The organism is Neisseria shayeganii 871 (assembly GCF_000226875.1).
GTDB lineage: Bacteria > Pseudomonadota > Gammaproteobacteria > Burkholderiales > Neisseriaceae > Eikenella > Eikenella shayeganii.
This window is the reverse complement of sequence record NZ_JH164926.1, coordinates 769323-780950: the sequence shown is the minus strand read 5'-3', so window position 1 is coordinate 780950 and position 11628 is coordinate 769323. Positions and strand designations below refer to the sequence as shown.

Sequence of the window (11628 nt, the reverse complement as noted above, 5' to 3'; positions counted from 1 at the left end):
TTTCTACAGTTTAACCTTGTTTTGTTCATATTCCCGCCTGAACTGTGCAGTTTTGTCGTCAGGGTGCAGTATCGGTTCGTTATCAATATCAATAGATACCGGCTGAGTCCGATATGAGGCTTCTTAATGGGTCGGCGTAACCGGCAGCGGCGCTGCGGCTGAAGGCAGCCCCCGTAATCAGCAGCAAGCCTGCGCGGCTGGCAAACAGATAATGCAGTTTGAGGCTGCTGTGTACGGCTCCGTTGATGCTGAACACCTGCATCAGCATTACGCAGATATTCGATAATGCAACAAGCGAAAGGAATGGCGCAAAAAGGGCAACAGGCGCATCAACCATAATCCTAAGCGGCCGATCCGTTTCCATTCGGGAAAATCGGTAAGCATATATTTGGCAGAAACCAAATGCAGATTCGGTGCCCAAGTTTCTATTTCGCGATCATCGTCGCAACCGAACAGGAAACGGGCGCGGGTGTGTTTGACGGTATCGTGGCGGTCGGAATGACGTGCCGCCCAGTTACTGCAAACATCAAACAGGATTTCGCTTTTTGGGAAGCGCTGTGCCAAATCCACCATCAGTTGCCGCACGGTTGCTTCGGGAAAATACATCAGTACGCCCTCAATTACGAATAAGAACGGAGATTGCGGATATTGACAACGCAATTCATCCATCCACGCCGTATCAAATGCCGATGCAGCCAACAGAGTTTCATTGCTTTGCGGCGGCAACAGGTGCTCTCGTAAAGCGATTACCTCAGGCAAATCGAGCTGGTAAAAGGGGGCGTGCTGTGCAACATCACCGATTCGCTGGCAACGCCCGTCCAACCCGCACCCGAGTATGACCACCACGCCGTTGGGATGACGGCAGATGAAATCGGCCGTGCATTGGTCAAAATAGCGGGCGCGGATAGCCGTGCCGATAATGCTGCCTTTTGCTTGATCGAATTTAGTAAAGTCATAATCCAGCTGCGGTATCAGCCGTATAGCGGTTTCGTCATACAGAATCGGGGCGGGCTGTTGCGCAGCCAGATATTTCATATACAGCGGAATCAGCAGGGTTTCACTGACGGTATTGTTTATGTTCAACATCGTTATTCCTTTCTTACTGCTTTCGGTTAAGGCATTGGCTAAAACAGACGGGCTACCGAGGCGGCCAACAAGTTGAGACGGAACATACGGTGCCGGGGCATGATTCACTCCTTATTACTTATTGTCGGAATATGTAAAATATACTATCTATAATAATGATTATCAATAAATTTCAAGTATAAAAATTTTTCTAACTAACAGATTTAACAATATTTTAATTTATCTATTCCTGCATCGGTTACAGATGTATGAACAATACAGTGCGGTAGATTTGGACAAACAGTGCATCGCGACAAGGCCTTGGTTTAAAGAGCCTACGTATTGGTACAAAAATAACCGGCAAATGCCTTAATCTTGACCACTTAGTTGGCTTGACTGTCAAAGTTGTCGGCCGGTCTTTTGCGAAGCAGGGGGGCGCTATCTAAAAGAAAGCTTTTCTTTTGTATGCAGGGCCTATCGGAGCAGCCGCAGTCACGTATAATGCGCCTTTCCGAATTTCGTTCCGAGGAAGACCGATGAGCCTGCCGCAAATGTCGCCGCAATACCAGCAGCACCTGCTGGATTTCGAAACCCTGCTGCTGAGCAAACAAACCGCTATCGAAGCGTGGTTCCGCGCCCAGTGGCGGCGCCACAAGCCGCCGTTTTATGGTTCGGTGGACATCCGCAACAGCGGCTACAAAATGTCTTCCATCGACATGAACCTCTTTCCCGGCGGCTTCAACAACCTCAATCCGCGCTTCAGTCCGCTGGCCGCTGCCGCGGCCACCGATGCGGTGGAGCGCGCCTGCGAAACCGCCCGTTCGGTGCTGATCGTGCCGGAAAACCATACCCGCAACACCTTCTATCTGGAAAACGTGTATGCGCTGAGCAATATTCTGCGCCAGGCCGGTTTCGAAGTGCGTTTGGGCAGCCTCAATCCCGACATCACCGAGCCCACCGAATACCAAACCGCATTGGGCAATACCATTGTGCTGGAGCCGCTGCAGCGCACCCGCGGCCGCGTGCATTTGGCCGACGGCTTTTCGCCCTGCCTGGTGTTGCTGAACAACGATTTGTCCGGCGGCGTGCCCGAAATCCTGCAGGACTTGGCGCAAACCGTGTTGCCGCCCCTGCACGGGGGCTGGACCACCCGCCGCAAAACCGCCCATTTTGCCGCCTACAATCAGGTGGCTGCCGAGTTCGCCGAGCTGGCCGGCATCGACGAATGGCAGATCAATCCCTATTTCGAGCGCATCAGCGGCCTGGATTTCCACGAGCGCGAAGGCGAGGACGCATTGGCCGAGGCGGTGGAACGCATTTTGGCCAAGATTCAGGCCAAGTACGACGAAAAAGGCATTCCCGATGCGCCGTTTGTGATTGTGAAAGCCGATGCCGGCACCTACGGCATGGGCGTGATGAGCGTGAAATCGGCCGACGAAGTGCGCGGCCTCAACCGCAAAAACCGCAACAAAATGGCCACGGTGAAAGAAGGGCTGGCGGTGAGCGAAGTGATTGTGCAGGAAGGTATTTACACCTACGAAACCTTGGGCGGCGCGGTGGCCGAGCCGGTGGTGTACATGATCGACCGTTTCGTGGTGGGCGGTTTTTTCCGTGTGCACGAAGGGCGCGGCGCCGATGAAAACCTGAACGCCAGCGGCATGCGTTTCGTGCCGCTGGGCCAGAATATGCCGCAAACCGACAGCAGCGCGGACGACCCCGACACGCTGGCCGGCAGCAAGCGCGTGTTCGAGCAGTGGGAAACCCTGGGTGCGCCCGACGGCAAACAGATGGGCGATTGCGAAAGCAACCGCCTGTATGTGTACGGCGTGATGGCGCGGTTGTCACTGTTGGCGGCGGCGATTGAGTTGGAGCAGACCGCTCCTTAATCCGCAACAGGCTACCTGAACAGGCGAAACCGTGTGGAACGGCCTTTCAGGTAGCCTGAATACCATGTTTTTTATTGTTTTCTTTGATTGATTCCAGCATGAGTTTTTCTTCCGAACAGCGGCAGGCGGTGGCCGATTTTTTGTCTGAGCTGCAAACGCGCATCTGCACGGCTTTGGCCGAGGCGGACGGCACACAGGATTTTCTGGCCGACGAATGGCAGAGCCGGCTCGGCCGCGGCTGCAGCCGGGTGTTGAAAGCGGGCGCGGTGTTCGAGCAGGCCGGGGTGAACTTTTCCCATGTGCGCGCAGACGCCATGCCGGCAGCCGCCACCGAGCGCCGTCCCGAGTTGGCGGGGGCGCCGTTTGAAGCGATGGGCGTTTCGCTGGTGGTGCATCCGCGCAATCCCTATGTGCCCACCAGCCATGCCAATATGCGCCTGTTTGCCGCTTATCCCGAAGGGCGCGAGCCGGTGTGGTGGTTCGGCGGCGGCTTTGATTTGACGCCGTTTTATCCGTTTGAAGAAGACGTCCGCCATTGGCATGCCTGCGCGCGCGCAGCCTGTTTGCCTTTCGGCGAGGCGGTGTATCCGCGCTACAAGCAGTGGTGCGACGAGTATTTCTACCTGCCGCACCGCCGGGAAGCGCGCGGCGTGGGCGGCCTGTTTTTCGACGATTTGAACGAATGGGGCTTCGATGCCTGCTTCGATTTTGTGCGCGCGGTGGGCGAGGGCTACCTGAAAGCCTATCTGCCGATTGTCGAACGGCGCAAACACACGCCTTACGGCGAGCGCGAGCGGCAGTTCCAGCTCTACCGGCGCGGCCGTTATGTGGAATTCAATCTGGTGTGGGACCGCGGCACCCATTTTGGCCTACAAAGCGGCGGCCGCACCGAAAGCATTTTGATGTCGATGCCGCCGGCCGTGCGTTTCGAATACGGCTACCAACCGGAGCCGGGCAGCCCGGAAGCGGCCTTGGCAGGCTACCTGAAAGCCCGCGATTGGCTGGCCGAAAGCGATCAATAAGAGGAGCAATAAAGATGCAAACCGAAGCCGTGATTCAACATATTGTCGGCTGGCTGGCCGATTATGCCCGCCAAGCCGGCGCGCGCGGGTATGTGGTGGGCGTCTCCGGCGGCATCGATTCCGCCGTGGTGTCCGCCCTGTGCGCCCGCACCGGTTTGGAAGTGTTGTGTTTGGCGCTGCCCATCCGCCAAAAGGCAGATCAAGTCAGCCGCGCCGACATCCATATGGCCGATTTGCAGGCGCAGTTTGCCCAAGTGCGCGCCCTTAATGTGGATTTGACGCCTACTTTTGAAGCCTTTGAAGCCACGGTGGCCGACACCGAAGCCGGCAACAAGGCGCTGGCGCTGGCCAACACCCGCTCCCGCCTGCGCATGGCGGCCCTGTATTATTACGGCCAGATCAACGGCCTCTTGGTGGCCGGCACCGGCAATAAGGTGGAAGATTTCGGCGTCGGCTTTTTCACCAAATACGGCGACGGCGGCGTGGACGTCAGCCCGATCGGCGATTTGCTGAAAACGCAGGTTTACCGTTTGGCCGATGCGCTGGGCGTGCACGAAACCATCCGCCGCGCGGTGCCCACCGACGGTTTGTGGGACGTGGAGCGCACCGACGAAGAGCAGATGGGCGCCAGCTATCCCGAATTGGAATGGGCGATGGCGCAGGCCGAAGCGGGGCGGACGGCGGCCGAATTTGCCGGCCGCGAGCGCGAGGTGTTGGAGATTTACACCCGCCTCAACCGCGCCACCCAGCATAAAATCCGACCGATTCCGGTGTGTGCGATTCCGCCGGCGCTGTTGGCTTAAGCGGCGGTTTCAGGCTACCTGAAAGCAGGCGGCCAAAATCGAAATCATGAGCAGCCGCAGCAAAAACCCGCTTTCAGGTAGCCTGAAAGCGGGTTTTCGATACCGCAAAGGGTTTATTGTGCGGCAGAAGTAGCGGAGGCTTCGGAAGCCGGTGCAGCGGCTTGAGTCTGCTCACCCCAGGCAGCGGGGTATTTGTAGCCGGCGAAGCGTTGGCGGGCGTAGGCTTTGAACTCATCGGAGTTGTAGGCGGCTTCCACGTCTTTCAGCCATTGGGCGTCTTTGTCGGCAGTGCGCACGGCAGACCAGTTCACATAGGCGAAGCTGGGTTCTTGGAACAGGGCTTCGGTCAGTTTCATGCCGGAAGACATGGCGTAGTTGCCGTTGACGATGGCGAAGTCCACGTCTTGGCGGCTGCGCGGCAGGTTGGCGGCTTCCATTTCCACCAGTTGGATGTTTTTCAGGTTTTCGGCGATGTCGGCTTTGGACGCTTTTAAGGGGTCGATGCCGTCTTTCAGCTTGATCCAGCCCAATTCGTTCATCATCACCAGGGCGCGGGCGAAGTTGGAAGGATCGTTGGGTACGGATACGGTGCTGCCGTCTTTCACTTGCTCCAGCGCGCTCAGTTTGCCCGGATACAGGCCCAGCGGTGCGGTGGGCACTTGGAAGATTTCGGTCAGGTCCAGATTGTGTTCGGCTTTAAAGCCGTCCAGATAGGGCTTGTGCTGGAACACATTGATGTCGATGGCGCCTTCGGCCAAAGCTTGGTTGGGGGTGACGTAGTCGGGGAACTCGGTCAGCTTAACGGTGTAACCCTGTTTTTCCAGCATGGGCTGGATGGATTCTTTCACCATGTCGGCAAAATCGCCCGGGGTGGTGCCGAAGCGGATTTCTTTTTTCGCTTCGGCGGCGGCCGGCTGGCTACCTGAAGAAGCGGCAGGGGCTTCGCTGCTTTGGTTTTGGCCGCCGCAGGCCGCCAGGCCGAGGCCGACCACGGCGGAAAGGGTGAATTTCAATAAAGCGTTCATAAAATCAAGTCTCCTGAAATTGAGAGTGTGGTGAAAAAATCAGCGTTTGTCCAAACGGGCGGAAAGGTAGTTGCCGGTGGCTTGGATGATGATGACCAAAGCGGAGAGCAGCGCCACCACGGCGGCCATCACTTCGGGCATATAGCGTTGATGGCCGTAGCGGATGCCCAAGTCGCCGATGCCGCCGCCGCCGATCAGGCCGGCGGCGGCACTTTCGCCCAAAATGGCGATCATCAGAATGGTGATGCTCAATACCAGGCCGGAACGGGCTTCGTTGAGCAGCACTTTGGTGATCACGGTGAAGGGGGAGGCGCCCATGGCCAAGGCGGCCTCCACCACGCCGCGCGGCACTTCGTTCAGATTTTGCTCTACCAGACGGGCAAAATAAAAGCTGGCGGCAATGCTGAGCGATACCGAAGCGGCCAGCGGGCCGAAGGACGTGCCCACAATCAGGCGGGTGAGCGGCATCAGCACGATCATCAGAATCACAAACGGGAAGGCGCGCATAAAGCTCACCACCCAGCTTAAGGCGCGGTTGAGCGGGGCGTTGGCGAAAATCTGCCCGCGGGCGCTGGTAAACAGCCACACGCCGAGCAGGCCGCCGACCAAGATGCTGACCACGGAAGACACGCCCACCATCACCAAAGTCTGCCAGATGGCTTCGTAAAAATCGGGTTGCAGGCGTTTCAGGTTTTCCCAGGCAGTGGTTTGGTTCATCTCAATCCTCCCTCACCAGTTCGCAGCCGATGGCCGACTGCGCCAGAATTTCGCGGTTGCGCACTTCGGCCACTTCCAGCAGCCGGCCTTGGTGCAGCAGGGCGGTGCGCTGGCATAAGCGGCGGATGACGCTCATTTCGTGGGTGACGATGACGATGGTGACATGGAAGCGCTGGTTGATGTCTTGCAGGCAGTTGAGCACGCTGCGCGTGGTGGCCGGATCGAGGGCGGATGTCGGCTCGTCGGCCAGCATCACGGTGGGGCGGGGCGCCAGCGCGCGGGCGATGCCGACGCGCTGTTTTTGGCCGCCCGAGAGCTGGGCGGGGTAGTGGCCGGCACGCTCGGAGAGGCCGACGATTTCCAAACATTCGGCCACGCGGGGGGCGATGTCGGCGGCCGACCAGCCGGCAATTTCCAAAGGAAAGGCCACATTGCCGGCCACGGTGCGGTTGGCCAGCAGGTTGAACTGTTGGAACACCATGCCGATGTTTTGCCGTTCGCGGCGCAATTGGGGCGCGTTCATGGCGGTGAGGTCGTGGCCGTTGACTACCACGCGGCCGCTGTCGGGGCGCTCCAGCAGGTTGATCAGGCGCAGCAGGGTGGATTTGCCGGCGCCGGAATAGCCCATCAGGCCGAAAATCTCGCCTTGGGCGATTTCCAGGCTCAGGGGGTGCACGGCGGTAAAACGGCCTTGCCGCGCCGTGGTGTAGCTTTTGCTGACGGAGTCTAAAATAATCATGGAAAAAAACTAAATAAAGCCCATTGCATCAGCAATGGGCTAACAGATTCGGGCATCGGCGCGGCGTTGATCCGTGCGGCCGGCTACGCTTTAGCTGTTTTAACGCCCGCAAGCTGTGTCAAATCGGCGTAAATCAAAGGAGACGCACTATAGCGGTATAGGGCTGTTTTGTCAAGCATATGGCCGGCTGTTCGGCGTGCTTTCGGGCTACCTGAAAGCCGGTTTGCCGTTATAATGGCCGCGTTTTTGCTTTCAGGTAGCCTGTTATGCCGCCCAAAATCACCCTGATTGCCGCTGTGGCGCAAAACCGCTGCATCGGCGCCGACAACGCCATGCCGTGGCATCTTCCCGAAGATTTCGCTTTTTTCAAAGCCTGCACCCTGGGCAAACCGGTGGTGATGGGGCGCAAAACCTGGGATTCGCTGCCGCGCAAACCGCTGCCCGGACGGCGCAATTTGGTGATCAGCCGCCAGCCGGGCTGGCAGGCGGCGGGCGCGGAATGCTTTGCTAGCTTGGACGAAGCCTTGGCGGCATTGGCCGGCGAGGCGGAAATCATGATCATCGGCGGCGCACAGATTTATGCGCAGGCGCTGCCTCTGGCCACCGATTTGCGGCTCACCGAAGTGGCCTTAACCGTGGACGGCGACGCTTTTTTCCCCGATTTTTCCCCTGCAGAATGGCGGGAAGTGGCGCGGGAGCCGCAGACCGGCGCCAATGGCACGGCCTTCGATTTCGTGCATTACCGTCGCATCGGGCTACCTGAAACGCCGTCGGCATAGGAAGGCGCGTTCTGTATGGCTGTGCACCACCTGATCGAACGGCATTGGCAGCGCCCGCGCGCTTGGCTCAGCGTGCTGCTGTGGCCGTGGGCCCGGCTGTTTGCCGCAGTGGCGCGTTGGCGTCGGCAGCGTTACTTGAATGGGCGCAGCGCGGCGGATCGCCTGCCCGTGCCGGTGGCGGTGGTGGGCAATATCCATGCCGGCGGCACCGGCAAAACGCCGGTGGTGCAGGCGTTGGTGCGCCAGTTGCAGCAGCGCGGCGTCCGCGTCGGCATCATCAGCCGCGGTTACGGCCGCACAGGGCAGGGCGTGGCGGTGCTGCGGCCGGACAGCATGGCGGCAGACGTGGGCGACGAACCTTTGCTGCTGTACCGCACCACGGGCGCACCCACGGCGGTGGCCGCCCGCCGTGCCGATGCCGGCCGCGCTTTGCTGGCGGCCCACCCCGAATTGGAATTGCTGATTGCCGACGACGGCTTGCAGCATTATGCCTTGGCGCGCGATTTTGAAATCGCGGTGTTTCCCGCCGCCGATGTCGGCCGCCGCTTGGACAGCCTGCCCAACGGCCCGCTGCGCGAACCGCTGAGCCGTTTGGATCAGGTGGATGCGGTGGTGTACAGCGGCGGCGGCGCGGAGACAGCGGTTTTGCCGCTGCCGGATGCGGTTTACAGCTGCCGCAGCGTGATGGAAAACGGCCGCCCTTACCGCTTGGGCGCGCCGGAGGACGTTTTGCCGGCAGGCTACCTGAAAGGCCGTCAAGTGGTGGCGGTGGCGGCGATTGCCCGGCCGGAGCGTTTCTTCCGTGCCGTGCAGGCCGCCGGCATCGAATTGGCCGCCACCGTGGCCTTGCCCGACCACGCAGCGTGGTCGTTCGACGGTTTGCCGGGCGCCGATGCGTATTTGGTCACTGAAAAAGACGCGGTCAAGCTGGCGCCGACCGGCACGGCGGAAGTATGGGTGTGGCCGGTGCGGGCGCAACTGCCGGAGGCTTTGGCCGAACGGCTGCTGCAACGCTGCCTGCCGCAATATCCGCGCGCCTAAGCCGCCCGTTACGCGGTACAATGCTCCCTGTTTGCAACGCGGCCGCCCGCCGCCAAAGGATTCCGACCATGGACAAAAAATACCTCGACATTCTCGTCTGCCCGCTGACCAAGGGCGCACTCGAATACCACGCCGACAAACAAGAGTTGTGGAGCCGTCAGGCCAAGCTGGCCTATCCCATCCGCGACGGCATCCCCACCATGCTGGAAAACGAAGCCCGCCCCTTGAGCGAAGAAGAGCTGCAGGCATGAGCGGCTTCAGCGTCATCATTCCCGCCCGCCTGGCTTCCTCCAGGCTACCTGAAAAGGCTTTGGCCGATTTGGGCGGCAAACCCATGGTGGTGCGGGTGGCCGAACGGGCGCAGTTAAGCGCTGCCGGCCGTATTTGGGTGGCCACCGACCACCCCGATATTGCCGCCGCCTGCGAGCGCCACGGCGTGGCGGCGGTGATGACCGATGCCGGACACGACAGCGGCACCACCCGCTTGGCCGAAGCGGTGCAGTTATTGGGCCTGCCCGATGACGAAATCGTGGTCAATGTGCAGGGCGACGAGCCGCTGATCGATCCCGAACTGATCAACCGCACGGCCGATCTGCTGGCCGCATCCTCCGCACCGATGGCCACCGCCGCGCACCCGATTGCCGAGGTGGCCGAGTTTCTGAACCCCAATTGCGTGAAAGTGGTGCTCAATCGACAGCAGCAGGCGCTGTATTTCAGCCGTGCGCCGATTGCCTATCCGCGCGATGCCTTTGCCGGCGGCCAAAAGGCGCTGCCCGCAGGATATGCGCCGCTGCGCCATATCGGCCTGTATGCTTACCGCACCGCTTTTCTCAAGCAGTATGCCGAGTTGGCGCCGTCGCCGCTGGAGGGCATTGAGTCTTTGGAGCAGCTGCGCGTATTGTGGCACGGCCATGCCATTGCGGTGGCGATCACCGAACAGGCACCGGCGGCCGGGGTGGACACGCCGGAGGATTTGCAGCGGGTGGCGGCTTATTTTGCTTGATCAGATTCAGGCTGAGACCTTTGCAAAACCCCATCTGCGGCGCATTTCTGCGTTGTGCGTTTATGCCCTATGGGTACTGCTCGCTCGCTTGCCTATCTAGATGATATGTCTGTCCCACAGGGATTCCTGGCGTTCACGCTCGCTGCGCTGCTACGCCTTGAACTGCATCCACATCTGGGGGTTTTGCAAAGGTCTCAGGCTACCTGAAAAGATTTTCCGCATATGCGCCATCATCGACAAACCGGCGCGCCATCCTTTCAGGATAGGCGCGCCGGTTTTTTGCGACGCTTTAGCGCGGCGGACTGAGTTCGAAATAACGCAGCAGGGTATGCGGCAGCCAGTTGAGATGGCGGGCTTGCGGGAAACCGGCGTGGCCGCCGTGCTCGGGCTGCAGCAGGGTAACCGAGTCGGACACTTCGTGCGCCTGCGGCAGGAAAGCGGGCGGCATAAAGGGGTCGTTACGGGCGTTGAGAATCAGGGTAGGCACGCGGATGTGCCGGAGCAGGGGCTTGGCGCTGGAGAGCCGGTAGTAGGTGGCGGCATCGGCAAAGCCGTGCACCGGCGCGGTAAAGGCGTTGTCGAAATCGGTCAGGCTGCGGGCAGCCTGCACCGCTTGGTGGTCGGCCTGCGGAAAACGCCGGCGGGTGGCGGCGGTTTTGGGCAGCAGGGAGCGCAGGAAGTAGGGCGCATACAGGGCTTTGCTCAGGCCGTGTTCGAGGCAAACGCTGGCGGCGGCCAAATCGAGCGGGGCGCTGATGACGGCGGCGGCCTGCGGCAGGGCGCGGTCTTGCTGTTCGCCCAGATATTTGGCCAGGGCATTGCCGCCGAGAGAGACGCCGGCGGCATAGATGCGCGGATAGCGTGCCGCCATCAGGCCGAGCATATGGCCGATTTCGCGGCTGTCGCCGGAGTGGTAGTAGATGCGGGCGCGGTTGGGCACGCCGCCGCAGCCGCGGAAATGCGCCACCACACCATGCCAACCGCGCTGCCGCACGGCGTGCATCAGGGCGCGGGCGTAGTGGCTGCCGCTGTCGCCCTCCAGACCGTGAAACAGCATTACCAAAGGGGCGTCGGCCTCGCGGCCGTCGATGAAGTCGTAAGCCACTTCGGTTTCGCCGGTGCTGTCGGGCAGCAGTTCGCGGCGGTAGGCCGGCAGCGGCGGCTGGATCAGTTTGGGCCAGATGCTTTGCGCATGGCCGCCGCGCAGCCAGAAGGGGGCGCGGTAGGCGGGCAGTTGGCGGAGAATGTCGTTGGGCATGGTGGCTAGAGCATTTTTGATTGAGAATGTTACATAATAGGGTTTTCTACCAGTCGGAGCATGAGATGCGCGCCTATTCGCAAGACCTGCGAGACCGAGTGCTGGCAGCGCTGGAGCGCGGAGAGTGCCCCAGCGCCATTGCCCGTCGTTATGAAGTCAGCCGCATGTGGATATATCGCGTGCGTGCTCGCTTCGAGAAAGAAGGTGAGCGCAGCAGCCGGCAGCAAGGCGGCAAGCGCATCTCCCGGCTGGCGCCTGTGCAGGGCATGATTGGCGACTGGATCAAGGCA

At 60.3% G+C, this 11628-nt stretch carries 13 protein-coding genes and 1 pseudogene; 9 read left to right on the top strand and 5 right to left on the bottom strand.

Annotated elements, in window-relative coordinates; all coding sequences use genetic code 11:
• Window positions 1-267: 267 nt before the first annotated feature.
• Entirely contained in the window at window positions 268-1194 is a 927-nt protein-coding gene (locus HMPREF9371_RS03560; protein WP_232203070.1) for a class I SAM-dependent methyltransferase, read from the bottom strand.
• Between the two features lie 407 nt (window positions 1195-1601).
• Here HMPREF9371_RS03560 and gshA point away from each other — a divergent pair, with 407 nt between their 5' ends.
• The 3 genes from gshA to nadE all read left to right on the top strand — a co-directional run bounded on the left by gshA (window position 1602) and on the right by nadE (window position 4776).
• The gene (gene gshA / locus HMPREF9371_RS03555; RefSeq protein WP_009118532.1) at window positions 1602-2951 is read left to right on the top strand and encodes a glutamate--cysteine ligase; all 1350 of its coding nucleotides are present in this window, start codon (window positions 1602-1604) and stop codon (window positions 2949-2951) included.
• A 98-nt stretch (window positions 2952-3049) separates the two neighbouring features.
• Window positions 3050-3973 carry an oxygen-dependent coproporphyrinogen oxidase gene (gene hemF / locus HMPREF9371_RS03550; protein WP_040660746.1) on the top strand — a complete coding sequence of 308 codons (924 nt, stop codon included), beginning with the start codon at window positions 3050-3052 and terminating at the stop codon, window positions 3971-3973.
• A 14-nt stretch (window positions 3974-3987) separates the two neighbouring features.
• Window positions 3988-4776, top strand: coding sequence for an NAD(+) synthase (nadE, locus tag HMPREF9371_RS03545; protein ID WP_009118530.1), 789 nt, complete (start codon window positions 3988-3990; stop codon window positions 4774-4776).
• Window positions 4777-4889: 113 nt separating this feature from the next.
• Here nadE and HMPREF9371_RS03540 read toward each other — a convergent pair whose 3' ends face one another.
• Genes HMPREF9371_RS03540 through HMPREF9371_RS03530 form a run of 3 tightly spaced genes read right to left on the bottom strand, consistent with a single transcriptional unit; the run spans window position 4890 to window position 7257 of the window.
• Window positions 4890-5801, bottom strand: a complete 912-nt coding sequence (locus tag HMPREF9371_RS03540; protein ID WP_009118529.1) for a MetQ/NlpA family ABC transporter substrate-binding protein — start codon at window positions 5799-5801, stop codon at window positions 4890-4892.
• 39 nt (window positions 5802-5840) lie between these two features.
• Window positions 5841-6518, bottom strand: coding sequence for a methionine ABC transporter permease (locus tag HMPREF9371_RS03535; RefSeq protein WP_009118528.1), 678 nt, complete (start codon window positions 6516-6518; stop codon window positions 5841-5843).
• Between the two features lies 1 nt (window position 6519).
• Window positions 6520-7257, bottom strand: coding sequence for a methionine ABC transporter ATP-binding protein (locus HMPREF9371_RS03530; RefSeq protein WP_009118527.1), 738 nt, complete (start codon window positions 7255-7257; stop codon window positions 6520-6522).
• Between the two features lie 266 nt (window positions 7258-7523).
• Here HMPREF9371_RS03530 and HMPREF9371_RS03525 point away from each other — a divergent pair, with 266 nt between their 5' ends.
• From HMPREF9371_RS03525 to HMPREF9371_RS13140, 5 genes and pseudogenes are all read left to right on the top strand, one after another.
• On the top strand, window positions 7524-8036 hold the full coding sequence (locus HMPREF9371_RS03525; protein ID WP_009118526.1) for a dihydrofolate reductase: 513 nt from the start codon (window positions 7524-7526) through the stop codon (window positions 8034-8036).
• 15 nt (window positions 8037-8051) lie between these two features.
• Window positions 8052-9077 (top strand): tetraacyldisaccharide 4'-kinase, encoded by a 1026-nt coding sequence (gene lpxK / locus HMPREF9371_RS03520; protein ID WP_009118525.1) that lies wholly within the window; start codon window positions 8052-8054, stop codon window positions 9075-9077.
• 68 nt (window positions 9078-9145) lie between these two features.
• A complete protein-coding gene (locus HMPREF9371_RS03515) occupies window positions 9146-9328 on the top strand; it encodes a Trm112 family protein (RefSeq protein ID WP_040660107.1) in 183 nt (60 codons plus the stop codon).
• On the top strand, window positions 9325-10080 hold the full coding sequence (kdsB, locus tag HMPREF9371_RS03510) for a 3-deoxy-manno-octulosonate cytidylyltransferase (protein ID WP_009118523.1): 756 nt from the start codon (window positions 9325-9327) through the stop codon (window positions 10078-10080). Before HMPREF9371_RS03515 ends, kdsB begins: the two co-directional genes overlap by 4 nt.
• 11 nt (window positions 10081-10091) lie before the next feature.
• Window positions 10092-10287 (top strand): annotated as a pseudogene (locus HMPREF9371_RS13140) (ATP-dependent exonuclease).
• Window positions 10288-10369: 82 nt separating this feature from the next.
• On the opposite strand, the gene HMPREF9371_RS03505 reads toward HMPREF9371_RS13140, so the two are convergent.
• Window positions 10370-11338, bottom strand: coding sequence for a YheT family hydrolase (locus tag HMPREF9371_RS03505; RefSeq protein WP_009118522.1), 969 nt, complete (start codon window positions 11336-11338; stop codon window positions 10370-10372).
• Window positions 11339-11403: 65 nt separating this feature from the next.
• On the opposite strand from HMPREF9371_RS03505, the gene HMPREF9371_RS03500 reads away from it, so the two are divergent.
• The coding region (locus HMPREF9371_RS03500; protein ID WP_040660105.1) for a helix-turn-helix domain-containing protein at window positions 11404-11628 on the top strand (225 nt) is incomplete at its 3' end.

Bases quoted from the DNA above. Each gene is read 5' to 3' on its own strand.
- nadE (WP_009118530.1), top strand. From the start codon at position 3,988: ATGCAAACCGAAGCCGTGATTCAACATATTGTCGGCTGGCTGGCCGAT.
- HMPREF9371_RS03525 (WP_009118526.1), top strand. From the start codon at position 7,524: ATGCCGCCCAAAATCACCCTGATTGCCGCTGTGGCGCAAAACCGCTGC.
- HMPREF9371_RS03515 (WP_040660107.1), top strand. From the start codon at position 9,146: ATGGACAAAAAATACCTCGACATTCTCGTCTGCCCGCTGACCAAGGGC.
- lpxK (WP_009118525.1), top strand. From the start codon at position 8,052: ATGGCTGTGCACCACCTGATCGAACGGCATTGGCAGCGCCCGCGCGCT.
- HMPREF9371_RS03540 (WP_009118529.1), bottom strand. From the start codon at position 5,801: ATGAACGCTTTATTGAAATTCACCCTTTCCGCCGTGGTCGGCCTCGGC.
- HMPREF9371_RS03530 (WP_009118527.1), bottom strand. From the start codon at position 7,257: ATGATTATTTTAGACTCCGTCAGCAAAAGCTACACCACGGCGCGGCAA.
- gshA (WP_009118532.1), top strand. From the start codon at position 1,602: ATGAGCCTGCCGCAAATGTCGCCGCAATACCAGCAGCACCTGCTGGAT.
- HMPREF9371_RS03535 (WP_009118528.1), bottom strand. From the start codon at position 6,518: ATGAACCAAACCACTGCCTGGGAAAACCTGAAACGCCTGCAACCCGAT.
- HMPREF9371_RS03505 (WP_009118522.1), bottom strand. From the start codon at position 11,338: ATGCCCAACGACATTCTCCGCCAACTGCCCGCCTACCGCGCCCCCTTC.
- kdsB (WP_009118523.1), top strand. From the start codon at position 9,325: ATGAGCGGCTTCAGCGTCATCATTCCCGCCCGCCTGGCTTCCTCCAGG.
- hemF (WP_040660746.1), top strand. From the start codon at position 3,050: ATGAGTTTTTCTTCCGAACAGCGGCAGGCGGTGGCCGATTTTTTGTCT.